This window comes from Sphingomonas humi, from assembly GCF_039536725.1.
Taxonomy (GTDB): domain Bacteria; phylum Pseudomonadota; class Alphaproteobacteria; order Sphingomonadales; family Sphingomonadaceae; genus Sphingomicrobium; species Sphingomicrobium humi.
The window spans coordinates 249,973-274,462 of sequence record NZ_BAAAZD010000002.1; the positions used below are offsets into that span (position 1 = coordinate 249,973).

Below are 24,490 nucleotides of genomic sequence, written 5' to 3' on the forward strand. Positions count from 1 at the left end.
GGACACGGGGGCTCGCGCCTGATGGTCGCGATCGTGTCCACCGTCGCCTACCTCGGGCTCGAAGCCCGCGGGGTCGAGGTGCAGGTCCAGCTGTCCACCGGCATCCCGCGCTTCGTCATCGTCGGCCTGCCTGACAAGGCCGTCGCCGAAAGCCGCGAGCGGGTCCGCGCGGCGCTCACCGCCATTGGCCTCGCGCTCCCGCCCAAGGTCATCACGGTCAACCTCTCGCCCGCCGACCTGCCCAAGGAAGGCAGCCACTTCGACCTGCCGATCGCGCTGGGCCTGCTCGCCGCGGTCGGCGCGGTCGATGCCGAGATGCTCAGCCACTATGTCGCGGTGGGCGAATTGTCCCTCGACGCCCGCATCAACGCCTCGCCCGGCGTGCTCCTCGCCGCCCTCCACGCCGCCGGCGAGGACAAGGGCCTGATCTGCCCCGCCGCGCAGGGGGCCGAGGCCGCCTGGGCCGGGGAAGTCGAAGTCCTCGCCGCGCCCGACCTTCTCGCGCTATTGGCCCACCTCAAGGGGACGACCCTGCTCCCGGCGCCCCGCCTCGGCGAGGCCGAGCCCGCGGCCGGCGGCCCCGACCTTCGCCAGGTCAAGGGCCAGGAAGTCGCCAAGCGCGCGCTGGAAATTGCCGCAGCGGGTGGCCACAACCTGCTGATGAGCGGCCCGCCCGGCGCGGGCAAGTCGCTGCTTGCCTCCTGCCTTCCCGGAATCCTCCCCCCGCTCACCCCCGCCGAGGCGCTCGAAGTCTCGATGGTCGCCTCGGTCGCGGGCGAGATGGAGGGCGGGCAGATCAAGCGCCGCCGCCCGTTCCGCTCCCCTCACCACAGCGCGTCGATGCCGGCGCTGGTCGGCGGCGGCCTCAAGGTCCGTCCGGGCGAGATCAGCCTCGCCCACCTCGGCGTCCTGTTCCTCGACGAACTGCCCGAATTCCAGCGCGCCGTCCTCGACAGCCTCCGCCAGCCGCTCGAAACCGGGACCGTCAGCGTCGCCCGCGCCAACAGCCATCTGACCTTTCCCGCCCGCGTCCAGCTGATCGCCGCGATGAACCCTTGCCGCTGCGGCCACCTCGGGGATGCCGCGCTCGCTTGCGCCCGGGCGCCCCGCTGCGCCGCCGATTATCAGGCCCGCGTGTCCGGGCCCTTGCTCGACCGCATCGACCTCCATGTCGAAGTCGCCGGGGTCAGCGCCGCCGACCTCTCGCTCCCGCCGCCCGCGGAAGGCAGCGCTGCCGTGGCCCAGCGTGTCGCGACCGCCCGCGCGGTTCAGTCCCGACGCTTCAACGGCCACGGCCCACGCACCAATGCCGAAGCCGACGGCGAACTGCTGGACAAGGTCGCCACCCCCGACGAGCCCGGCCGCAAGCTCCTCGCCGATGCCGCCGCCGCGATGCGCCTCAGCGCTCGGGGCTACCACCGGACCCTGCGCGTCGCCCGCACCATCGCTGACCTCGCCGGCGCGGAGACAGTCGGCCGCATCCACGTTGCGGAGGCGCTCAGTTATCGGCGGACGGCTCCACGGAACTGAATGCCGTGGCCAAGCGGACGCGGCCGCTTGGAAAGAGCGCGTGCGATCGCCTTTCTAGCCAGCGGCGTCAGTGGTTCGAAACCGTTGCGATTGGGATGGAGACCGTCGTTCGACAGACCATCTCTTATCCCCAGCGTCCCATTCTGCAGGGGGCCATGGTAGTCAGCGAATATAAGATCGTTCTTGGCGGCGTATTCTTGAAGCCAGCGGTTCAGCCGGACTATCTGCGGTCCCGGAGCGAGGTCAGGTGAGCCCTGGAAAAAGTTCGAAGGCGTGATCGCACCCAAGATCACAATGATGCCGTGAGCACGAGCCAACTCGACCATGCTCGCGATATTTGATCGCGTAAGCGCCATTCCGGACGCGCTGTGGATATCGTTCATGCCGCCCATGATCTGGACGACGGCCGGGTGAAGATCGATCACATCGGTACGGAAGCGCGCGAGCATTTGCGTGGTGGTCTGGCCGGAGACGCCGCGGTTTAGGACATCGCCCGTAAAGAGATCGGGGACAGACGGTCTCCAGGCCTCGGTTATGGAGTCTCCGATGAAGATGACTCGGTGCCCGGTGGCGGGCGGCAACGCCCTGTTCTCGTCGCGATAGCGGCAAACACCATAGGGATCCATCGTCGACCAGCGCATGTAGCTGGCCCGGTCGGCTTCGCTTGCCGGAGGCGTTTTCGTGATGTGGGGCTTAGGCTCGACGATCAGGTTCATCCGTTCCGGGCTTACTACCGGCAACGGCGGACAGGTCATCTCATTGACCGACTGCGGCGGCGTGCGGGGCCGGTTTTCCTGGGCCGGAAGCGGGGACGCTGCAAGCGCCCACGATAGCCCCAACAATGCGATGGCGCGCGACCTCATCAACTCCAATCCTTCGAAACACACTCGTCTGCAGATTGCCAGACTTGCGCTGAGGAAAAATGTGATTGATCATATGATATGCAGTACCGGCGCCTCGGCAATAGCGGACTCATCGTGTCGAGGCTGGCTTTTGGCGCACTGACTTTGACGCGCGGCAACACCATGGGCGGGCTCGCCACCGTGGAAGGCGCCGCAGTCGATGCTTTGGTCGGGCAGGCGCTCGACGCCGGCGTCAATTTCTTCGACACCGCTGACATCTATGCCGACGGACAGTCCGAGGAGGTACTGGGAAAGGCACTCGCGTCGCGGCGCGCTGAGGTCGCCATCGCGACCAAGGGCATGGCCCGGACCGGTCCGGGCGTCATCCAAGCGGGGTTGAGCAAGCGCCACCTGCACTGGGCCATCGAGCAGAGCTTGCGGCGGCTCGGCACGGATTGGGTGGATGTCTACATTGCCCACAATGACGACTCACTGACACCGCTCGAGGAAACGCTCGAAGCGCTCGATGCGATCGTCCGGGCCGGCAAGGCTCGGTATGTGGGTTTCTCCAATTGGCCGGCGTGGAAGGTGGCGGCCGCTCTTGAGCTGCAGAAGGCCAATGGCTGGGCGCCATTCACTCACGGGCAGATGTATTATTCGCTGCTTGGGCGGGACATCGAACGAGACTTGGTGCCGCTGACCGAGCGCTACGGCACCGGTATCACGGTATGGAGCCCGCTGGTCGGCGGATTCCTGAGCGGCAAGTATCGGCGCGGCCGAGAAGCTGACGCGGGCGATCGCCTGAGCAAGGCGGATGCTCCTCCATTCGATCCTGAAGTCGGCTTAGCGTTGCTGGAGACGCTGACCTCGGTTGCGGAGGAGGTAGAAGCGAGCGTAGCGCAGGTGGCGCTTGCATGGCTGCTGGCAAGGTCCGCGGTGACGAGCGTCATCATAGGCGCGTCCAAACCAGCCCAGCTTGCCGAGAATCTTGGTGCGATTGCCTTGCAGCTTCCAGCGCAGATCATCGAGCGGCTCGATGCTCTGACGGCGCCGCCCGAACTCTACCCGCACTGGCATTGGCGCCGTGCAGCCGATCGAGTGGTGGCCGAGGCGCTCCGTTCTGAGGAGCCAGTATCTGGTGGAAGGGCCAGTTGAGATGCGTCTCTCGCTCACTCAGCAAGAGACGACGAAGCCGTTGTCACCGGTGACGATCATCGCTGACAGCCGACTGAACACACCGTCTGAAAGTCTCCGTCAAAAGCAGTTGGATAAGGTCATCTTACCAGCTGTCAGCCTATTTCTCGTCTGGGCCGGGTTTCAACGGCCGCCTGGGAGTAATGCCGATGCGCGTACCTGAGACATACTCCCTGCCCGGTCCGGGCCGCCAACCATATTCACGGCCAGCGATCGGCTGGTGTGCAATGCTGCTGGCTGGTGTGTTCTGCTGCGAGGTCGGGGTGGCGCAGGCCGCAACGATCACCGGCGAGCGCAAGCAGTGGCACGACGTCGAACTGACTTTCCAGGGTCCTCAGACCAGCGAAACCGATGCCCGCAATCCCTTTCGCGACTACCGGCTCAACGTGACCTTCACGAAGGGCAGCAAGGTCCAGGTGGTTCCTGGCTATTACGCGGCCGACGGCAATGCGGCGGAAACCGGCGCGACGTCGGGCAACAAGTGGCGCGTTCATTTCGTGCCCGCCGAAGCCGGTACCTGGACCTATCGCGCTTCCTTCCGCAGCGGCACGGACGTATCCGTCAGCCTTGATCCAAAGGCCGGAAAGTCCGCTGCATTCGACGGCGAGAGCGGCACTGTTCAGATCGGGCCCAGCGACAAGCAAGGGCGCGATAATCGAGCCAACGGCATCCTCGAATATGCGGGTAAGCATTATCTACGCTACGCCGGAAGCAACAAGTATTTCGTGATGGCCGGAACGCAGAGCCCGGAGAACTTCCTGGCCTATTACGAGTTCGACAACACGCGGGATTACCGTGGGCAGAAGGGACTGCCCCATTCCGACCAGCTCCACCATTATGATCCGCATGTGAAGGACTGGAAGCCCGGCGACCCCACCTGGGGCGGTGGCAAAGGCAAGGGGATCATCGGTGCCCTCAACTATCTCGCTAGCAAGGGCATGAACGGCTTCTACACGCTGACCATGAACAACTACGGCGACGCCATGGATATCAATCCTTGGATCGCGTACGATCAGCACAGCCGCTACGACGTGTCGAAGCTCGATCAGTGGGACATCGTAATGTCGCACATGGACCGGCTCGGCATGCAGCTCATGATGATCACGCAGGAAGAAGAAGGCGAACAGACGCTCGGCAAGATGAGTGTCGAGCGCAAGCTCTACTATCGCGAGCTCATCGCCCGCTTTGCGCACCATCATGCGATCATCTGGGACCTCGACGAGGAGATGGATCGCTTCCGCTACTTCACCACGCGGGACATCAAGGACATCGCCAACTACATCAAGGCGCTGGACCCCTATAAGCACCCCATTCAATATGTGCAGTGGAAGGCGGAGCTGATCGCCGACGACAAGACCTACGGGCGCCTGCTCGGCTTCCCCAACTTCGACTCCACAGCGCTCCAGCACGATCCGGAAAACACCCACTCCGAGACGATCAAGTGGCTCGACAAGTCGGCGGCTGCGGGTCACCCCTGGCTCGTCCAGCTGATCGAGATGAACCCGGGGGTCCGGCCCGACAGCGAGGATTACGCCCACGACAAGGTCCGCAAGCTCGCCATCTGGGGCCATTATATGGCCGGCGGGACGGGGACGATGTTCTTCTTCACCGACCCGATCGGTGACCTCAACATGGAGGATTTCCGCAGCCGCGATCACCTGTTCGACCTGATCCGCTACGCGCACGATTTCGTGACGAATTACCTGTCGTTCGAACGGATGCGGCACGCCGACGAACTGACGCCCGCGACCGACGATTATGTCTTTGCGCTGCCGGGCCAGACCTATGCTGTCTATACGCCGAACGGCGGCTCACCCGAGCTTGACCTGTCCGCCGCGACTGGAGCCTTCGAGGTCAAATGGTATAACCCGCGGACGGGGGGTGCGCTGCAGAACGGCCCCGTGCGCACAGTGCAGGGCGGAGCAAGCCGTTCGCTCGGCAGTCCGCCAAGTGAGCTGACCGACGATTGGGCGGTGCTCGTCCGCAAGACCGCAATTCACTGAGTCACATTCTGCCAAGAACAGGACAGCGCCATGAAAGCCCGTTTTCTGCTCACCCTTCCATTGCTCTGCGCGGCCCCGGCGTTCGCCCAGGAAGGCCCGCTCGCCAATCCCGAGATCGCCGCGTCCAACAGCAGCTTCCTCATCAAGATGAACACTTCGATCAGCACGACCAACAGCAAGGTCGGCGACCGCGTGAGTGGCGAGGTGATCGATCCGCCGCAGCTTCGGGGCGCCGTGGCCGAGGGAAAGGTCGATCGCGCCGACCATGCGATCCTCGGCTTTTCATTCGAAACGCTGCGGGTTCAGGGACAGGATTTCCCCATCCAGTCGCGGCTGGTGTCGATCACCAGCTCGAAGGGCAATGAGGGGCGAGACGACCTCGACCAGCGCGTTCGCATCGAAGGCGTGGGCATCATCGCCTTCGGCACCCGCAGCGCCCTCGACGAGGGCGCGGAAGTCCGCATCACGGCCTGGAAGCGCTAGACGTCAGAGGCCCTGGCCGGTGAGATAGTCGGCAAAGCTGCCCGCCCAGTCCGGGTGCCAGCGCGACAGGGCGGGGCGGTTTTCGGCGAGGTCACCGGCTGCCCAGCGGATGCGGGCCGCGTCTACTTCCGCAGTGACTTGGTTGTCGGGGCACAGGATGTAGAAATCCCCGGCCGTTACACGCTCGGTCATGCGCTCTGCCACCTGCTCGCCGCTCCACGCCCCGGCCGGCTTCTCGCCCGCAGGATTGGCGCTCATGCCCGTGAACGTCCAGCCGGGTATCAGCAGATGCGCCGTGACGCGGCCGCCGGTCTCTTCGCGCAGCGCATGCGCCAGTTGTTCGGTCAACGTCTTCACCCCCGCCTTCGCAACGGCATAGGCGGGGTGACCGGGCGGATTGGTGATGCCCTGCTTGGAGCCGGTGTTGACGATCGCCGAGGAGCCCTCTTGGTTGATCATGGCCTGGGTGAAGGCCTGAACGCCGTTGATGACGCCCCAGAGGTTGACGTCGAGGATCCTGCGCCAGTCGTCGATCCCGCCCCACGCAGTGTCGCCCGACCCGCCGATCGCGGCGTTGTTGAATAGCAGGTCGACCCGACCGAAAGCTTCGAACGCCAGGTCGCGTAGCTGCTCGACATCATGAAGCTGCGAGACATCGCCGGCAAGCGTGCGCACCTCGCCGCCGAGCTCCGCCTGTACCTGCTCCAGCGAAGCTCCATCCCGGTCGAACAGGACCAGTTTCATGCCGGCCTTGGCCAGCAAGCGCGCGGACGCCGCGCCGATGCCGCTCGCCGCGCCGGTAATCACGGCCACGCGGCCGTCTCTAAAGATGTCCGTCACCCGATCAGGCTCCCAGCCGGTGCCACGCCCATGGCGCGGCTTGCTAGCAGGGAGGGCGGCCGATAGGAATAAGTATGATGATTGAAGGAGTTTCATGATGCTGCAGCTGCTCCCACTCGCGGCGTTCACCCTTCAACCGACCCCCGCGGTGCAAATGCCGGTGCGCGATCCGCGTAACTGGCCCGAGCCCGTGATGGACAAAATCGCGCCGCCGCTTCCGCCGCTCCGCAAGGGCGCAGTGCTGGTGCTGTCAAAGACCAACGGCTTCCGCGATCCCGAACAGATTGCTGCGGCCAAGATCGTGCTCACGGACCTCGCTCGCAAGCAGGGGCACGACGTGTTCGAGACGGAGAATGCGGCGGTGGTCAACCGGCGCGACCTGACGAAGTTCGGGGTGATCGTCCTCAACAGTACCAGCGGGACGATCTTCAACGACGCGCAACGCGAGGCTTTCCGAACCTGGATCGAGCAAGGCGGCGGGGTCGTGCTGCTGCACGGCGCGGGTGGCGATCCGAAGTATGAGTGGAACTGGTATCCCGAAACGCTGATCGGCGCACAGTTCATCGGCCATACCGGCCGGCCCAAGCAGTTCCAGCAGGCCGCCATCGATGTCGTCGATCGGCGCCATCCCGCCACGCGCGACCTGCCAGCGCGATGGGTTCGGACAGAGGAGTGGTATTCGTTCGACCGGGTGCCTGCCGGGCAGCGCACGCGCATCCTCGCGACACTCGACGAGCAGACCTACGAGCCCTTTCCGGAGCGGGTCCGCATGGGCAAGCTGCATCCGTTGATCTGGACCCGGTGCATCGGACGCGGGCGAATGTTCTTCTCGGCCCTTGGCCACAAGGCGGAGACCTACGCCGAGCCGCTGCACCAGCGCATGATCGCCGGCGCCATCCGCTGGGCAGCCCAGTCGCGCGGCAGCGGCTGCTAGGAACGCGCCTCGACCGCGCGGGTATCGCTAGCATCGTTCGTCACCTTGCACCCCCACAGCGCGTAAAAGAGGACGTAAAGCTCGCACAAGGCGGTGACGATGAAGGCCATCTGTAGCCCATAGGTGTCGGCCACGCTGCCCTGGATGAAGACCAGCGCTCCGCCCGCGATGGACATGATCAGCAGACCCGATCCCTCCTCGGTAAGGGGACCGAGGCCGCGGATCGCGAGTGCAAAGATGGTCGGGAACATGATCGAGTGGAACAGGCCGACCAGGATGAGGGCGTACATCGCGGCTGGTCCCTGGACGAAGGTGGCGGCAAGTGCCGAGACGAGCGCGCCGAGGGCAAAGGTCGCAAGCACTTTCTCCGGCGCGAAATAGCGCATGATCCAGGCGCCGGCGAAGCGGCCGACCATCATGCCGCCCCACACGAAGGTCAGGTAGAAGGCGGCCTGCTCGGGCGTGATGTTGGCAATATTGGGCTGCGAGGCGAAGTTGATGAACAGATTGCCGACGCCGATCTCCGCCAGCACGTACAAGAAGATCGCGCCGCAGCCGAAGACCAAGTTGCGGTGCTTCCACAAGGAGAGATGCTTGCGCTCTTCAGCATTGGCGCGCCGCGTCGCGGACCCCAGCGCGGGCAGCTTGGCGCGGGCAATGACGACGGTCAGGATCGCCAGCACGACAGCGACGATCAGGTAGGGTAGCTGGGTGGCCTGGGCGTCGGCCATGCGCTCGGCATAGCTCAACTGCGCGCCTTCCGCCGACGTCCCGCCGGTGGTGCGGGCAAGGATGAGGTAGCGACCGAACACGATCGCGAGCACGTCGCCGGTGGTGTTGAACGCCTGCACGAGGGTCAGCCTGGCCTCGGAGGACTCGGCCGGCCCGATCACCGCGACATAGGGATTGGCCGCCACCTGAAGCAGCGCGATCCCGCAGGATACGGTGAACAGCGACGCGAGCGTCACCCAGTAGGAGGGCAGGCTGGCAGCAAGGATCATGCCCGCCGAACCGACCGTCATGATCGTGAGCCCCACGGTTAGCGCCCGCTGATATCCGACGCGCTCGATCAGCTTGGCAGCCGGGATAGAGGCGATGAGGTAACCGACGAACCAGGTCGATTCGATCATCGTGGTCTGGAAGTAGTTGAGCTCGAAGACGCTCCGCAGGTGAGGCAGGAGCGTATTGTTGATGACCGTGATGAAGCCCCACATGAAAAACAGGCTGGCAAGCAGGGCAAGGGCCGGCCGATAGCTGCCGCCCCCCGGGATCGCGTTACGCTCTGATCCCACGTTGGCCACTGTACCCGGCATATTGCTCTCCCCGCCGGCAACAACTTGTGCCACGCGCATTTGTCTTATTATATTTCAAGTGAGGAGGGTCAATCCGCTCCTGACGTCCCATCGGCCACGTCTCGCTGGAGCCAAATATGTCCGCATCCCCGCCGAAGAAGCTCCGCAGCCGCGCCTGGTTCGACAATCCCGACAACATCGACATGACGGCGCTCTATCTCGAGCGTTACCTCAACTTCGGCCTGTCGCTGGAGGAGCTTCGTTCCGGCAAACCGATCATCGGTATTGCCCAGACGGGCTCGGACCTCAGTCCGTGCAATCGGCATCACCTGGTGCTTGCCGAACGGGTGCGCGAAGGGATCAGGGAAGCAGGCGGGATCGCACTCGAATTCCCGATGCATCCGATTCAGGAGACGGGGAAGCGGCCCACTGCTGGCCTCGATCGCAACCTTGCCTATCTCGGACTGGTCGAGACGCTCTACGGCTACCCGCTCGATGGCGTAGTGCTGACCATCGGCTGCGACAAAACAACTCCGGCGTGCCTAATGGCCGCGGCGACCGTCAATATCCCGGCCATCGCCTTGTCCGTCGGGCCGATGCTCAACGGCTGGCACAAGGGCGAACGGACTGGATCGGGGACGATCGTGTGGAAGGCGCGGGAGCTGCTCGCCGCGGGTGAGATCGACGAGGCCGAGTTCATCCGCCTCGTTGCCTCCTCGGCGCCCTCGACCGGCTATTGCAACACCATGGGTACCGCGACGACGATGAACTCACTGGCCGAAGTGCTCGGCATGTCGCTTCCAGGTTCGGCGGCCATTCCGGCACCCTACCGCGACCGCCAGGAGGTTGCCTACCGCACCGGCAAGCGCGCGGTTGAGCTGGTCTTCGAGGATCTGAAACCGTCCGACATCCTGACGCGGGACGCCTTCCTCAACGCCATTGCCGTCAATTCGGCGATCGGCGGCTCGACCAACGCGCCGATCCACCTCGCCGCCATCGCGCGGCACATCGGTGTCGATCTTCCGCTCCGGACTTGGCAGGAGCATGGCCACGCCATTCCCCTGCTGGTCAACCTGCAGCCTGCGGGCGAATATCTAGGCGAAGATTATTACCGCGCAGGCGGTGTCCCCGCGGTGGTTGCCGAGCTGATGGCGCAGGGACTGATCCGCGAAGACGTGATCACGGTCAACGGCCGCACCATTGGCGAGAACTGCCGCAATGCGAGGATCGAAGATGAAAAGGTCATCCGCCGCTTTGACGATCCGCTGGTAGAGCAAGCTGGCTTCGTCGTTCTTACCGGAAATCTGTTCGACAGCGCCATCATGAAGACCAGCGTCATCTCGCGGGAGTTTCGGGAGCGGTACCTTCGCAATCCGGAAGATCCCGACGCCTTCGAAGGGCCGGTGGTGGTGTTCGACGGGCCCGAAGATTATCATGCCAGGATCGACCGGGAGGACGTCGGGATCACCGCGGAAACCCTGCTGGTGATGCGCGGCGCAGGGCCGATCGGCTATCCGGGTGCGGCAGAGGTGGTGAACATGCGGCCGCCCGCGCACCTCATCATGGACGGCGTCCATGCACTGCCCTGCATCGGCGACGGGCGGCAGTCGGGCACCAGCGCAAGCCCGTCGATCCTGAACGCTTCGCCCGAGGCAGCCGCCGGCGGCGCGCTGGCCCTGCTATGCACCGGCGACCGGGTGCGGATCGACCTGCGCCGCGGAACCGCGAACGTGCTGCTCGACGAGGTTGAACTTGCTGCGCGGCGCCATGAACTGGAAACACAGGGCGGCTATCGCTTCCCGCCCTCGCAAACGCCGTGGCAGGAAATTCAGCGAAAGCTTTGCGGGCAATTGGGGGATGGTGCGATCCTGGAGGGCGCCGAAGCTTATCAGCAGATCGCCCAGACCCGCGGGCTGCCGCGCGACAATCACTAGACGTCAGTCGTCGAGCGAAAACTCGCGCCGGATCGCCGCACTATCTTCCCCAACCCTCGGGGCCGCCCTGCTACTGGTGAACCGCTCACCGTCGATCCGCAGCGGCGTTCGCGTTGTCGCGATCAGCGCGTCGCCGCGGCGGACCTCCTGCAGCAGGTCGAGGCGCTTGAAGGCGTGTTCCGCTAGGAGTGCAGGCCAGTCGAGAACCGGTGCGCACCACACGTCGGCGGCGCGCAGCCGCTCGACCCAGCTGTCCGTGGTCGCCTCGAGCAGGCGCGCGGCAATCTCGGCCTTGATTGCATCCCGCTCCGCAAATGGCGCGCGGCCAGCAAGCGGTAGCTGAAGGAGAGGGGCGAGGATTTCCATCGGTGTCATCGCCAGCGCCAGCCAGCTATCCGCCGTCCGGTAGGCGCCATAGGGCGCTGCCAGATAGGCATGGGCATTGTGTTCGGTGGCACGCACCGGAGGTCGCCCGCCGTCATTGAGGTGCGTGGTCATTACTTCGAATTGCAGGTCGACGATCGCTTCCAGCAGGCTGGTTTCGACTGTCGCCCCTTCACCGCTGATTCCGCGCCGCACGAGGGCCGCCAGAAGACCCTCGGTGAGGACATGCCCGGCGACCATGTCGGCGACGGACAGGCCGAACGGCACCGGTCCGTCCCCCGCACTGCCGCTCAACCACATGGCGCCGGAGAGGGCCTGGGCGAGGAGGTCCTGTCCGGGAAGATGCGCCCAGGGGCCGTCCTCTCCGTAGCCCGAGATGGAGCCGACGATCAACCGAGGGTTGGCCTTGCGCAGGGCGGCGGAGCCGAAGCCGAGCCGTTCGGCCACGCCGGGGCGAAAGTTCTGGATGACCACATCCGCCTGGCCGATGAGGCGGTGCACCCGGCGCGCGTCCTGCGGATCCTTGAGGTCGGCGGCAAGGCTCTCCTTGTTGCGATTGATGGCGTGAAAGAGCGTAGAGTCTCCGGCGATATCCGTGTCGCTGAGATAGAGGGTACGGCAGATGTCCCCAGGGCCGGGCCGTTCGACCTTGATGACGCGGGCGCCGAGATCGCCGAGCCGCAGCGCAGCCGAGGGACCTGACAGGAATTGCGCCATGTCCACTACCAGGAGCCCGTCGAGCGGTCCGATCATCGGCTCGCCCGGTAAAGGTGGTTGAGCGCTGCGATCGCGTCCACGGCAGCCGTTCCGGCGCGCAGGTCCGCATTGATGCGGCTGGACGCCAGATCCTGAAACTTCATGTAGCCATCGTGCCGCGGCCGCAACCACGCATGGTCGAGCGTGCGGCGGGTCCCTCGATAGAAGTCGCCACTCGCCGCATTGACGACGTCAGACGACCAAGCGTCGCCATGCGCAGGCTGGCCACCGTGCGCCGCGACGATATCGCGCTGCACGGGCCCGCTGGCGACCCAGGCCGCGAAACGGGCGGCGGCGGCGGGGTCCTGCCCAAAGGCCGAGACGGCGATGCCGGTGCCACCAAGCGCCGATCCCTCGGGTCCGTGATCGAGCGCGGGAATGTCGGAAAAGCGGATCAGCTCAGGCCGGAAGCCGGCACGCGCATAGCTGACATAGCCGTAGATGAGCGGCGCGACGGCGAGCCGGCTGTCGGGTCTTGCCATCGCTTCCAGCATGTCGATCGGGTCGCTTTCGAAGGCACCGGGATAGCTCTGGGCGGCTGCGGCGGCGAGCAGCTCGAAGGCGCTTAGCGCTCCCGGCGGAAACAGCAGGTCATCCGATGGATCAAGCGCGATCCCGCTGAGGCCGCAAAGTGTGAAAAGGCTCATCAGGCTGTGCGGCGGGCGAAGCGGCAGGGAGGCGCGCCCGTCGGCGATGAGCGGTGCGAGGTCCGTCCACTTCGCCGGCATCGCGGCGATGCGGGATGGAACCCAGGCGGAGACCTGCGCAGCGGCGTCGACCGGCAGCGCCCATTGCTGGCCATCCCAGAGGTAGCTTTCGAACGACGCGCCGATCGACCCGGCGGCAATGCCCTGCAAGCTGGCGGCGTCGACCAGCGTGTCCAGTGGCAAAAGGCATCCCGTGGCGGCGACCTGGCCGACGTGAGGGTGATCGATGACGATCAGGTCGTATCTCCGCGCCAGGTCCTCCACGGGATAAGTTTCAAAATCCTGCAGCGAGCGACGATCCCAAGCGATGTTCAGGCCCGTCATTTCGCGCCACCGTGCGGATGCGGCGACCAGGGGATCATGGCCGCGAGGGTGGTTCCAGGTCATGCCGCGCATTCGGCCGTGCTCTCCTGTAAGTGCAGGTCTGGATGTGGCTTGACTTGCCCAAAGCCCACCAATACGCCGGCACAAAGATAATATAAACATACGATTGGAGCGGATGTGCACGGCGTTGGCGAAATGCTTCACGACCGCCCGCTAGCCGGACTTACGGTGCTGGACTTCAGCCAATATCTGGCGGGTCCGTCTTGCGCGCTGCGCCTTGCGGACTTTGGAGCACGGGTCATCAAGGTGGAGCGGCCGGACGGCGGCGACGCGTGCCGCTCTCTCTACCTCGCAGACCTTGGCTTCGACCAGGACAGCGCGCTTTTCCACGCCATCAACCGCGGCAAGGAAAGCTATACCGCCGACCTGAAGGATTCGCGCGACCTCGACGCGGTCAAGCGGCTCGTCGCGCGGGCGGACGTCCTGATCCACAATTTTCGTCCCGGCATCATGGACCGCATCGGCCTTGGCTGGGAGGATGTGGCTCTGCTCAACCCGCGGCTCATCTATGCCGGCGTCAGTGGCTACGGACCGGACGGGCCGTGGCGTGACCGCCCGGGCCAGGACCTGCTCATACAATCCCTGTCGGGTATCGCCTGGCTGTCGGGCGAAGGAGCTGGGCCGCCGGTTCCGGCCGGGATGTCGATTACGGACATGATGGCCGGCGCGCAGCTGTGCCAAGGCATCCTCGCGCTGCTGGTGCGACGCGGCGTGCGCGGGACCGGAGGCAAGGTCGATGTCAGCCTGATCGAGACCGCGATCGACCTCCAGTTTGAGCATCTCGCCGTGCACCTCAATCGCGAAGAGGGAATGCCCGCACGAAGCGAGGTCGCGAACGGCAACGTCTATCTCGCCGCGCCCTACGGCATTTACGCGACCAGCGATGGCTATCTCGCGTTGGCGATGACTCGGGTCGACCGGCTCGGTGAAGTGATCGGCCTCGATGAACTAGGGCGTTTTCCCGCCGACCGCTGGTTTGCCGACCGCGATGCGATCAAGACGCTCCTGCGCGATCATTTCCTGACGGCAACGACCACCGATTGGCTAGCCATGCTGGCACCGGCCGGAATCTGGGCCGCGCCCGTGCTCGACTGGCCCGCGCTGATGGCCGAGCCGGGGTTTGCGGTGCTGAACGCGGTGCAGACGGTGCAGTCGCCTGACGGGGCAGAGTTGCGGCTGACGCGCTGCCCGGTGCGGTTCGACGATCAGATCCTGCGTTCGCCCCGCCCGGCACCGCGCCTCGGTGCGGACCGCGCCACGATCGACCGGGAGTTTGCAGCATGATCGTCGAGCAATATTTCGAGGATTATGAGATCGGGTCCGAGCGCACATCGTTCGGGCGAACGATCACCGAAACCGACTTTGTCGTCCACGCCGGCCACACCGGCGACTTCTTCCCGCATCACGTGGACGCGCACTGGTGCGCCACGCAGGACATCGGACAGCGGATCGCCCACGGCACCCTGATCTTCTCGGTCGGCATCGGGCTTACCGCAACGACGATCAACCCGCACGCCATGTCCTATGGTTATGACCGGCTGCGTTTCATCCGCCCGGTCCACATCGGCGATACTATCACGACCATCACCCGCATCGCCGACAAACGCGATCATCCCAAGCGAGCATCCGCTGGGGTCGTCACCGAGAGCGTCGACATTCGCAACCAGCGCGGTGAGACCGTGCTGGCGTGCGAGCATCTGTATCTCGTCAATCGGCGGCCCGCGGCCTGATCATGCGGCGGCGTCCGGTGCCACTTCTGCTTGCGGCGCTGACGATGGTGATCGCCGGAGCGTCTCTCCTCGGGTTGCGGCAGGCGTCCAGGGCGGCGAACGGCCCTGCGGCGGTCCAGGTGCGAGGCGGGCCGCGTTACGGCCTGTCGACGGTCGGCCTCAGCTATCCGTTCGCGGCCGCGATCGCGAAGGGCTTCAGCGACGCTGCTGCCCGCGCGGGTGCCTCGGCGGTCGTGCTCGACGCCAAGGGCGACGTCCAGAAGCAGGCAAACGACATCGATGATCTGCTCGCACAGAAAGTGGCGGGCATCGCGATCATGCCGCTCGATTCCATCGTGGCGCAGGGCTGGGTTCGGCGCGCCAACGCGCAGCGGGTCCCGATCGCAGCTGTCGCGGCGCTGGTCGGCGACCCAAAGTCCCGCGCCATCGACGACGTCTACCCCGGCCTGGTGGCGCTCGCCTCCCAGGACGAGGTGGCAGCGGGGCGCGCGGCAGGCGAACTCGCCCGGCGCCTGCTGCCCGCCGACCGGCCGGCGCGGATCGCGATCATCGAAGGTGCTGCAGGCTTCCCGGAGGTCGAGCAGCGGGCACGCGGCTTTCGCCAGGCGCTCGATGCGGCAGGCACCCGCTACACGATCGTCGCCGCCCAGCCCGGCAACTGGACCAGCGAGGGAGGGGAGGCGGCGTGCCAGAACATCCTCTCGGCCCGGCCGGATGTCGACCTTTTCTACAACGAGGCCGACGACATGGTCATCGGCTGCGCCCGGGCGGTTCGCGCGGCGGGCTCGGGGGCGCGGCTGATTGGGGTCGGGGGCTCGAAGCTGGCGATCGCGTCAATCAAGGCTGGCGCGGTCGACGGCACCGTCTGCTTCAAGCCGGAGGCGCTGGGGGCACTCGCTTTCGAGGCGCTGGCGGGCAATACCGCAAGCTCCTCTCGCTTTCGCACTTATCCGATCCCGGCGGTCACCCGCGACACTGTCGCGAACTGTGTCGGCCAATGGTAGCCGCGCCGCTTCTGTCGCTGCGCGGCCTGGAAAAGGTCTGGCCCAACGGCACCGTGGCGCTGCGCGGGGTAAGCCTCGATGTGCGTGCGGGCAGCGTCCACGGCCTGCTCGGCGCCAATGGAGCGGGCAAGTCGACGCTGATCAAGGTCCTTGCGGGCGCCGTTCCGGCCAGCGGCGGCACCATCATCTGGCGCGGGGAGCCAGTGCGCTGGACCAGTCCGCGCGCGGTCCGGGCTGGCGGGATCGTGACCATCTACCAGCATATTCCGCTGGTCCCGACCCTCTCGGTCCTCGAGAATTTGCTGCTCGAAGAGAGCGGCGCGTGGCGGCACAGCAGCGCGGGACGGAGGCGGGCTGGGGCCGTTGCCCGAAGCCTTGGCGATCCGTTCGACTTAGACGCGATCGTCGGCGATTGCCCGATCGGCACGCGCCAGATGGTTGCCATCGCCAAAGGCCTGATGGGCGACCCGGCGCTGCTGATCATGGACGAACCCACCGCGTCGCTGGCGATGCACGAGCGTGCGCAGGTGTATCGCACCGTCCGCACTCTCGCGCAGGAGGGGCGCGCCATACTGTTCGTGTCGCATTTCCTCGACGAGATCGTGAACCTTACCGATGAGGTCACCGTCCTTCGCGACGGGCAGGCGGTGCTTCGGGCGGCCACCACCGAAACTGGCGAGCAGGCGATTGCGGAGGCAATTGCAGGCCGGTCGGTGACAGCGCTGGAGCGGCAGCCGCGGCTGCAGCGGACGGGCGCAACGGTGTTGCAGGTCGAGCAACTCGCTTCACCCGGGAAATTATCGCCCACCAGCCTTTGCGTTTGCGGAGGCGAGATCGTCGGGGTCGCTGGTATGCTTGGGTCGGGGCGGAGCGAGCTCCTTCACGCGATCTTCGGGGCGGATCGTGCAGCCCGAGGCCGGGTCGCGGTAGATGGTCAAGCCATTGAGTTCGACACCTCCGAAGCGGTGGTGGCCGGGATCGCTCTCGTACCCGAGGACCGCGCCAAGCAGGGCCTGGTCGGCGGCATGAGCATCAGCGACAACCTCGCCTTGCCCTGCACCGGCACGCTGATCGACGTGCCCGCCGAATACGGGAGGGCCGAGACCGCTATCGAGCAGTTGGCCATAAAGGCGAGCGGGCCCGGCGCGCTGGTCGGCGAACTGTCCGGCGGCAATGCCCAGAAGGTGACCATCGCGCGCTGGCTGAAGCCAGGTACGCGCGTCCTGCTGCTCGATGAGCCGACCGCCGGCATCGACATCGGGGCGCGCACCGACATTCTACGCCTAGTCCGGTCAGTGGCCGACGACGGCCTCGCCGTGATCCTGGTCAGCTCCGAACTGAGTGAGCTGATCGCCGTCGCCGACCGTATCCTGGTCATGCGCGACGGAGCGGTAATTGCCGAAGTCGATCCGGCCGAGGCTGACGAGGCCGACCTGGTGCAACTCGCGGGTGGCAGCCGCCCGGCAATGGAAATGGTGCGATGACAGCAAAGAAGCAGTGGCGCCACGCGTTCGGATTGCGTGAGGCCGGCGTTTATTACGCCCTGCTCATCCTGCTCGCCCTGCTGGCGGTGATTGCCCACGGGCGGGGGCTGCCGAACTATCTGTCACCCCAGAACCTTGGCAATATTGCGTACCAGTCGTCGCTGGTCGGCATCATGGGCGTCGCCATGACGGTGATGCTGATCACGGGCGCTTTCGACCTCTCCGTCGCCTCGGTCGCGGCGCTGGCCGCTGCCGTACTGGTCGGGCTTGCGCCAACCCTCGGGTTTCCGCTTGCGGCCGGGGCGGCGATCGTGACGGCGCTTGCCGTCGGATTGTTCAACGGCGTCGTCGTTCAGTTCGTCGGCATCAACGCCTTCATCGTGACGCTTGGAACACTGACCGCGGTACGCGGGCTGATCCTCGTTCTCACTGACGGCCGGTCCTTGATGGTCGAACGAAGCGACGTGCTGCAGCAGATGCTGGCCTTCGAAAGCATGCGCGTGCCGCTGTTCTGGCCGCTGCTGACGATCGGATCTGCACTCATCCTGCTTGGGGCCCTGCGCCGCCTTGTCGGAACGATCGGAGGAGGCGTGTTACTGATCGCCGCGGCGCTTTACCTGGGGTCCGGCTTCGCCGTGGCCGCGCCGGTCATCTACTTGGCCTTGTTCACCCTGATCGTCTGGGCGGTGCTGCGCTTCACCGTGGTCGGGCGGCGGGTTTGCGCAGTCGGCGGAAACCCCGAGGCAGCGCGGCTCTCGGGCATCAATGTCAACGCCTACAAGCTCGGCGCCTTCCTCCTGTCGAGCGGCGCCGCAGGGTTTGCGGGCGTGCTGTTTGCCTGCCGCCTCGGCGCGATCAACCCGACCGCGCTTCAGGGCGCGGAGCTGACCGTCATCGCGGCGGCAATCCTTGGCGGAACGTCGCTGTTCGGCGGCGCGGGCAGCGTTCTGAAGACGGTGGTAGGCGCGCTGTTGCTGTTCACGCTGACGAACGGTTTCAACGTGCTTGACCTTGGCGCGAGCTACCAGGGATTGATCGAGGGCATGGTCGTGATCGCGGCGGCTGCCATCTATACTGTGGGCGGCGAACGGCGGCGCGTGTCGCGCCACGCTGCCCCGGCGCAGGCAGAAGAGCCCGCATGACCCGGCTGCGCATCGCGGTCCGCCGCTTCGGTCCCTTTGAGAGCGCGATCAGCAAGCAGTTCGAGAACTTCGTTAGCACCCGCGGCGACGACGCTGAGCTCGACGCCGTAGCCATGGACCTGAACGAGCTTCACGACAGCGTCATCGGTGGCCGCGGTCTGGCCAGTGGCGAATGGGACATCGCCTTCCTCAACACCGACTGGCTGGCCGAAGCTGTGAAGGACGGCCTGCTCGAGGATCTCACGCCGCACTTGGCGCGCGCCCCGCTGGCGGACTTTCCGGATGCGTGGAGCCCGTCCTTGACCAGGCTTCAGTCGTTTGATGGCGGTTACTGGGCGATGCCGTATCACGACGGGCCTGAATGCCTTGTCTATCGCACGGACCTGATCGCCGAGCCTCCAACGAGCTGGGAAGAGTTCCACCGCCTTGCTCGGAAACATCATGACAGCGAGCGGGGTCGCTACGGGACGGTGCTTGCGCTCTACCCCGACGGTCACAACAGCTTCTACGATTTCTGCATCCAGGTCTGGTCGCGCGGCGGCGAGGTATTCGATACGCGAAACCGGCCCCTTTTCACCTCGATTGAGGCACACGAGGCACTCGATTTTCTCCGCTCGCTTGCCCGCGACGACCTGTCGATCGCGCCGAACTGCCGCGCGCTCGACAGCGTTCAATCGGGTGAGCTGTTCGCGCAGGGCAAGGTGGCGCTGATGGCCAACTGGTTTGGCTTCGCAGCTTATGCCGACACGGCGGAGACCAGCGAGGTGCGAAGCAAGGTGGGCGTCGCGCCGCTTCCTGCCGGGCCGTCCGGACGCAGCGTCTCGCTTAACGTCTTCTGGGTGCTGGCGATCGGATCGGGCTCTGCAAACAAGGAGTTGGCATGGGACTTCCTGCGGCATTGCGCTTCGCCGGAGATGGATTTGCTGACCACGCAGGAAGGGGCAATCGGCGTTCGCCGCTCGACCTGGTTGGATCCCGAGATCAACGCGCGCTTGCCCTATTACCACCAGCTCGACTGGCTGCACGAGCATGCGCGCGAGATGCCCGTCACGCCCGACCTGGCGCGCATCAGCCATATCGTGGACGATCTGATGACCGCCGCCGTTACGGGTGATAGGCCCAGCGCCGATCTGCTCGCCGAGGCGCAAGCACTTGCGACCGGTTCGCCATGACCGCCCTCCGGCAACGATGGCCGATGCCGACCAGGCCACGGCCTATCATCATTATCGGTGCGGGAGGCATCGTCGCTGACGCCCACCTTCCTGCCTATTGCAAGGCCGGGTTCGAAGTGGCCGGGCTGTTCGACCTTGACCGGGGCCGTGCGGAAAAGCTTGCGGCACAATGGGACATCCAGCGTGTGTTCGGATCGCTGGAGGAAGCGGCGGGCAGTGATGCCGTGTTCGACGTTGCGGCGCCCCCAGTGGCGCATCGTCCGATCCTCGAGGCACTCCCGCACGAGGCCACGATCCTCCTGCAAAAGCCAATGGGTCTCGACCTTGCCGAAGCGACCCGCGTTCGTGACACGGTCCGGGACCGGCAGCAGGTGGCCGCGGTAAACTTCCAGTTGCGATATTCGCCGATGATGCTCGGGCTTGCTGACGCCATCCAGCAGCACCGGCTCGGCCAGCTCACCGAGATCGAGGTTCACATTAACCTCGTCACGCCGTGGCACCTGTTTCCGCACCTCAGGCCCAACCCCCGGGTCGAGATCGTCAGCCATTCAATCCATTATCTCGACACCATCCGGGCGCTGGTCGGCGATCCGGCCAACGTCTTCGCGCGAATTTTCAGTCATCCATCGAGCGACCTCGCCGACACGCGCACCTCAATGATCCTCGATTACGGCGACACGCTGCGCGTGCTCCTGTCGATCAATCATCACCATGATTTCGGCCGTCGGTTCCAGGATGCGAGTTTCCGGGTCGAGGGCGTTGACGGCGCCGCGATGGTCAAGCTGGGCCTGCTCCTTAATTATCCCTCAGGGGAGCCGGACGAGCTTTGGATCGCGCCCCGCTCGGGACCGTGGGAGCAGGTGGCGCTCGAAGGCGGCTGGTTCCCGGATGCGTTCATCGGGCCGATGGCCAACCTGCAGCGCTTCGCCGCGGGCGAAGATGCCGAACTTGCGACCCACGTCGAGGATGCCTGGCGCACCATGGCGCTGGTCGAAGCCTGTTACCGCGCCGCCGAGCTGCCCGGCGCGCCAATCCCCCAAGCGTGAGGACAAGAGTGATGATCGACCTGTCGGAAAAAATCGCTCTCGTCACCGCTGCTGCTCAAGGTATCGGCCGCGCTTCGGTGCTTGCGCTCGCGAACGCCGGCGCACGAGTCATTGCGACCGACGTTAACGAGCGCGGGCTGGAGGGCCTTGCGGGTGAGCGGATCGAGACGCGGCTCCTTGACGTGCTCGACAAGCGGGCGGTCGCCGCCCTTTCGGCCGATCCAATCGACATCCTGTTCAACTGCGCGGGTGTCGTTCACGGCGGAACGGTGCTGGAATGCAGCGATGCGGACCTGGATTTCGCCTGGCGGCTCAACGTCGCGGCGATGGTCGACACGTGTCGGACCGTCCTGCCGGGCATGGTGGCACGCGGTGGCGGCGCGATCATCAACATGTCGTCGGTCGCGTCGAGCGTGAAGGGGGTGCCTAACCGCTTCGCCTATTCCGTGACCAAGGCCGCCGTGATCGGCCTGACCAAGTCGATCGCCGCCGATTTCGTGGGTAGCAACATCCGGGTGACGGCCATCTGTCCAGGCACGGTGGAAACGCCCTCGTTACAGGAGCGCCTCGCAGCGGGTGGCGACTATGACGGCGCGCGAGCGGCCTTCATCGCCCGGCAGCCGATTGGCCGGATCGGTACGCCAGAGGAGATCGCCGAACTGGTCGTCTACCTGGCCGGCGCGACCTACACGACGGGGCAGGTCCACATCATCGATGGCGGGTGGGCAATCTAGGTCTTGGCGCCCGTGCGTGACGGAGTGAAGGAATATGCTCGACCGACGCGATGTTCTGAGCCTTGGCGCGAGCGCCCTGGGCGGCTTGAGCGTGCCAGCCCTTGCGCGCGGCCGAGCGGACCCGGTCGCGCCGTATCGCACCCCTTACAAATATCCGCAGCTGATCCTTGGCGGTTCAGGCATTCCTGGCAGCTTCGACGAGAAGTCGGTGGATTGCCCCTTCGTCTTCTCGGCGCATGGAAGGTTCTACCTGACCTATGTCGGCTTTGACGGCCGCGGGTATCAGACCGGCATTGCGGAATCGAAGGATCTCATCAACTGGACCCGGCAGGAATTGATCCTGGCACGCGACCCCAGCGATCCCATTACCCGCTTCAATATCGCTTGCGCGTCGATCCTGCGGGAGAATGAACTCCGGTCGCCCGGACGGTTGATCAAGGTCGCAGGGCGCTATGTGGCGGCCTGGCATGCCTACCCTGGCGAAGGCTATGAGGAAGGGGCCGCCGTCATCGGGCTCGCCACGAGCAGCGACCTTCGGCACTGGCAGCGCGGCCCCGTCATCCTGCGTCCGGAGGACGGCGCGGAGTGGGAGCGGGGCGGGCTCTACAAGCCGTATCTCATCCGCGATGGCGACACCTTCTATCTTTACTACAACGCCAAGACGGAGGGCACGCCCTGGTTCGAACAGACCGGTGTCGCAATGTCCAAGGACCTCAGGCACTGGGTGCGCAATTCTGCCAATCCGCTGATCAGGAACGGTCCGAAGGGCTCGCCCGACTATCGTTTTGCAAGCGATCCCGTGGTGCTTCGGCATCGCGGTGAGTGGGCGATGTTCTACTTCGGCCGCGCCGCGGATGGGCCGTGCCGTGAGCTGCTTGCGACCGGCTCGACGCCGATCGCCTTCCACAAGGCCGGCGAGGTGCTCGTCGATATCGGCAAGCCCGGTTCGATCGACGAGAAGTTCGCCCACAAGCCTGCCATTCTCTATCACAATGGTGCGCTATATCACTTCTATTGCGCGGTCAGCGGCAAGTGGCCGAACGACACGCGTGGCCTTGCGGTGGCAAGGTCGAAGCCGTGGCTTCTTCCTCCAGCCTGACGAAATCCACACTCAATACATCCGCTTCATCTGACATCGCAGCCGCATTGGCTTGTTCCTCTCGCCTAGCCATCACCACGCCGAGCGTAAAGTGATATGATACGATAATAAGCCTTGATCGCGCGGTGGTAGGGCGACTAGCCTCTTGCAGATCGTCGGCGTGGCGGAACGCCGCAGGGAGAGGCTCGTGGCGAATTGGCAGCGATCGTTGGCGGGTCTCATGTTGGGCTGCGCGGCAGTGGCGCTCGTTACGCCGTCTGCCGGCGCCGAGGTGCCTGGCTATCAGGCGAAGGTCGATGCCCGGCTCGGCAGTCTAAAGCGGGGCGTTGCTGCTGGCCCGTTTAAGTCGGACTGGGATTCGCTTCGCGCAGGCTATCGCGCGCCTGAATGGTTCCGGGATGCCAAGCTGGGCATTTTCATCCACTGGGGCGTCTATTCGGTGCCGGGCTTCGCCAACGAATGGTACTCCCGCAACATGTATGTGCCGGGCAACACGGCCTACAAGCATCATGTTGCGACCTACGGACCGCAGTCGAAGTTCGGCTACAAGGACTTCATCCCCCTCTTCAAGGCAGAGAAGTTCGATCCCGCGGCCTGGGTCGATCTGTTTGCTGAAGCCGGCGCCCGCTATGTCGTTCCCGTGGCGGAACATTGCGACGGCTTCGCCATGTACAATTCAGACCTGACCGAGTGGGACGCCGCGCAGATGGGGCCCAAGCGCGATGTCCTCGGCCAGATCGCAACAGCAGCGCGGTCGCGCGGCCTGCATTTCGGCTTGTCCTCTCACCGTGCCGAGCATTGGTGGTGGTACTACATGGGCCGCACCTACGATTCGGACGTCAAGGATCCCAGATACGCCGGGCTCTACGGTCCCGCGGCGCCAATGGGCCTCCCGGCCGACAAGCCTGACCACTGGCCAGACGGAAACCAGCTTCAGGAGTGGATGCCACCAAGCAAGGCATTTCTCGACGACTGGACTGCCCGCACCACGGAGCTGATCGACACCTATCGTCCAGAGCTCATCTATTTCGACTGGTGGACGGCGGCGCCCATGTTCCAGGACCGCATGCGCGACACCGCTGCCTTTTACTACAACCGCAGCCGAGGCTGGGGCGGCCAGGGCATCATCACCTACAAGGCCTCGCAGATGGCGGAGGGCAGCGCGACCTTCGACATGGAGCGTGGAAAGACCGACGCCCTCAAATTGCAGCCGTGGCAGTCCGACACGTCGGTAAGTGTGCACAGCTGGGGCTATGCGAAGGACGATACGTACCGCACGCCCCAGTCGCTGGTGTCCGACCTGATCGACATCGTGAGCAAGAACGGCAATCTGCTGCTCAACGTCGGGCCAAAGTCCGATGGCACCATTCCCGATGAGGTCGTCACCGTGCTGAAGGGCATGGGCGGCTGGCTCAAGGTCAATGGCGAGGCGATCTATGGGACGCGGCCGTTCAAATTCTTCGGCGAGGGTCCCACCAAGTCCGGGCAAGTCCGCGTGGGCGGGCAGGTCGAGCAGTCGGCCATCAAGGGTTACACTCCCGCCGACATCCGCTTCACCACCAAGGGTAATACCGTCTACGCGCTCGGTCTCGCCCGACCTGCGGACGGCGCCGTTCTTATCAAGACGCTTTATGCAGGCACCCCCTATCTCGATGCGCCGATCAAAAGCGTCGAGCTGGTCGAAGGTGGCAAGATCGACTGGGCACAATCGCCGACGGGCCTGAAGGTCACGCTTCCGGCAGCCCGGCTCGCCGACCCCTATCCATACGTGCTCAAGATCCGGACGCGCTGAGCGT

General features: G+C 65.2%; 21 protein-coding genes. 16 read left to right on the forward strand and 5 right to left on the reverse strand.

The window, feature by feature from the left end; translation table 11 throughout:
- The first annotated feature begins 21 nt into the window (after positions 1 to 21).
- On the forward strand, positions 22 to 1,530 hold the full coding sequence (locus ABD729_RS09150; protein ID WP_344709936.1) for a YifB family Mg chelatase-like AAA ATPase: 1,509 nt from the start codon (positions 22 to 24) through the stop codon (positions 1,528 to 1,530).
- Here ABD729_RS09150 and ABD729_RS09155 read toward each other — a convergent pair.
- Complete coding sequence (locus tag ABD729_RS09155; RefSeq protein ID WP_344709937.1) at positions 1,503 to 2,393, reverse strand: GDSL-type esterase/lipase family protein; 891 nt, start codon at positions 2,391 to 2,393, stop codon at positions 1,503 to 1,505. The two genes, ABD729_RS09150 and ABD729_RS09155, sit on opposite strands and share 28 nt — an antisense overlap.
- A gap of 78 nt (positions 2,394 to 2,471) precedes the next feature.
- Between ABD729_RS09155 and ABD729_RS09160 the strand changes: the two genes are divergently transcribed.
- From ABD729_RS09160 to ABD729_RS09170, 3 genes are all read left to right on the forward strand, one after another.
- Positions 2,472 to 3,527 carry an aldo/keto reductase gene (locus ABD729_RS09160; protein WP_344709938.1) on the forward strand — a complete coding sequence of 352 codons (1,056 nt, stop codon included), beginning with the start codon at positions 2,472 to 2,474 and terminating at the stop codon, positions 3,525 to 3,527.
- 266 nt (positions 3,528 to 3,793) lie between these two features.
- Positions 3,794 to 5,569: a DUF5060 domain-containing protein gene (locus ABD729_RS09165; RefSeq protein ID WP_344709939.1), complete on the forward strand. Its 1,776-nt coding sequence runs from the start codon at positions 3,794 to 3,796 to the stop codon at positions 5,567 to 5,569.
- A 30-nt stretch (positions 5,570 to 5,599) separates the two neighbouring features.
- Complete coding sequence (locus ABD729_RS09170) at positions 5,600 to 6,052, forward strand: hypothetical protein (protein WP_344709940.1); 453 nt, start codon at positions 5,600 to 5,602, stop codon at positions 6,050 to 6,052.
- A 3-nt stretch (positions 6,053 to 6,055) separates the two neighbouring features.
- Here ABD729_RS09170 and ABD729_RS09175 read toward each other — a convergent pair whose 3' ends face one another.
- On the reverse strand, positions 6,056 to 6,865 hold the full coding sequence (locus tag ABD729_RS09175; protein WP_344709941.1) for an SDR family NAD(P)-dependent oxidoreductase: 810 nt from the start codon (positions 6,863 to 6,865) through the stop codon (positions 6,056 to 6,058).
- A 121-nt stretch (positions 6,866 to 6,986) separates the two neighbouring features.
- On the opposite strand from ABD729_RS09175, the gene ABD729_RS09180 reads away from it, so the two are divergent.
- Positions 6,987 to 7,826 (forward strand): ThuA domain-containing protein, encoded by an 840-nt coding sequence (locus ABD729_RS09180; RefSeq protein WP_344709942.1) that lies wholly within the window; start codon positions 6,987 to 6,989, stop codon positions 7,824 to 7,826.
- Here the strand turns inward: ABD729_RS09180 and ABD729_RS09185 are convergent.
- The gene (locus ABD729_RS09185) at positions 7,823 to 9,139 is read right to left on the reverse strand and encodes a sugar MFS transporter (protein WP_344709943.1); all 1,317 of its coding nucleotides are present in this window, start codon (positions 9,137 to 9,139) and stop codon (positions 7,823 to 7,825) included. The genes ABD729_RS09180 and ABD729_RS09185 overlap by 4 nt on opposite strands.
- Before the next feature lie 116 nt (positions 9,140 to 9,255).
- On the opposite strand from ABD729_RS09185, the gene ABD729_RS09190 reads away from it, so the two are divergent.
- Positions 9,256 to 11,052 (forward strand): IlvD/Edd family dehydratase, encoded by a 1,797-nt coding sequence (locus ABD729_RS09190; RefSeq protein WP_344709945.1) that lies wholly within the window; start codon positions 9,256 to 9,258, stop codon positions 11,050 to 11,052.
- Positions 11,053 to 11,055: 3 nt separating this feature from the next.
- Here ABD729_RS09190 and ABD729_RS09195 read toward each other — a convergent pair whose 3' ends face one another.
- Both ABD729_RS09195 and ABD729_RS09200 read right to left on the reverse strand, forming a co-directional pair.
- Positions 11,056 to 12,189, reverse strand: coding sequence for a CaiB/BaiF CoA transferase family protein (locus ABD729_RS09195; RefSeq protein ID WP_344709946.1), 1,134 nt, complete (start codon positions 12,187 to 12,189; stop codon positions 11,056 to 11,058).
- Positions 12,186 to 13,295 (reverse strand): extracellular solute-binding protein, encoded by a 1,110-nt coding sequence (locus ABD729_RS09200; protein ID WP_344709947.1) that lies wholly within the window; start codon positions 13,293 to 13,295, stop codon positions 12,186 to 12,188. Before ABD729_RS09200 ends, ABD729_RS09195 begins: the two co-directional genes overlap by 4 nt.
- Positions 13,296 to 13,418: 123 nt before the next feature.
- On the opposite strand from ABD729_RS09200, the gene ABD729_RS09205 reads away from it, so the two are divergent.
- The 10 genes from ABD729_RS09205 to ABD729_RS09250 all read left to right on the forward strand — a co-directional run bounded on the left by ABD729_RS09205 (position 13,419) and on the right by ABD729_RS09250 (position 24,486).
- On the forward strand, positions 13,419 to 14,567 hold the full coding sequence (locus ABD729_RS09205) for a CaiB/BaiF CoA transferase family protein (RefSeq protein WP_344709948.1): 1,149 nt from the start codon (positions 13,419 to 13,421) through the stop codon (positions 14,565 to 14,567).
- Entirely contained in the window at positions 14,564 to 15,013 is a 450-nt protein-coding gene (locus ABD729_RS09210; protein ID WP_344709949.1) for a MaoC family dehydratase, read from the forward strand. Before ABD729_RS09205 ends, ABD729_RS09210 begins: the two co-directional genes overlap by 4 nt.
- 17 nt (positions 15,014 to 15,030) lie before the next feature.
- Positions 15,031 to 16,017 carry a sugar ABC transporter substrate-binding protein gene (locus tag ABD729_RS09215; RefSeq protein WP_344709950.1) on the forward strand — a complete coding sequence of 329 codons (987 nt, stop codon included), beginning with the start codon at positions 15,031 to 15,033 and terminating at the stop codon, positions 16,015 to 16,017.
- Complete coding sequence (locus ABD729_RS09220; protein WP_344709951.1) at positions 16,011 to 17,501, forward strand: sugar ABC transporter ATP-binding protein; 1,491 nt, start codon at positions 16,011 to 16,013, stop codon at positions 17,499 to 17,501. Before ABD729_RS09215 ends, ABD729_RS09220 begins: the two co-directional genes overlap by 7 nt.
- Positions 17,498 to 18,643, forward strand: coding sequence for an ABC transporter permease (locus tag ABD729_RS09225; protein ID WP_344709952.1), 1,146 nt, complete (start codon positions 17,498 to 17,500; stop codon positions 18,641 to 18,643). Before ABD729_RS09220 ends, ABD729_RS09225 begins: the two co-directional genes overlap by 4 nt.
- Complete coding sequence (locus ABD729_RS09230) at positions 18,640 to 19,815, forward strand: ABC transporter substrate-binding protein (protein WP_344709953.1); 1,176 nt, start codon at positions 18,640 to 18,642, stop codon at positions 19,813 to 19,815. Before ABD729_RS09225 ends, ABD729_RS09230 begins: the two co-directional genes overlap by 4 nt.
- 23 nt (positions 19,816 to 19,838) lie before the next feature.
- A complete protein-coding gene (locus tag ABD729_RS09235; RefSeq protein WP_344709954.1) occupies positions 19,839 to 20,861 on the forward strand; it encodes a Gfo/Idh/MocA family protein in 1,023 nt (340 codons plus the stop codon).
- An 11-nt stretch (positions 20,862 to 20,872) separates the two neighbouring features.
- On the forward strand, positions 20,873 to 21,595 hold the full coding sequence (locus ABD729_RS09240) for an SDR family oxidoreductase (RefSeq protein ID WP_344709955.1): 723 nt from the start codon (positions 20,873 to 20,875) through the stop codon (positions 21,593 to 21,595).
- Positions 21,596 to 21,629: 34 nt separating this feature from the next.
- Complete coding sequence (locus tag ABD729_RS09245) at positions 21,630 to 22,694, forward strand: hypothetical protein (protein WP_344709956.1); 1,065 nt, start codon at positions 21,630 to 21,632, stop codon at positions 22,692 to 22,694.
- 238 nt (positions 22,695 to 22,932) lie between these two features.
- The gene (locus tag ABD729_RS09250; RefSeq protein WP_344709957.1) at positions 22,933 to 24,486 is read left to right on the forward strand and encodes an alpha-L-fucosidase; all 1,554 of its coding nucleotides are present in this window, start codon (positions 22,933 to 22,935) and stop codon (positions 24,484 to 24,486) included.
- The last annotated feature ends 4 nt before the right edge of the window (positions 24,487 to 24,490 follow it).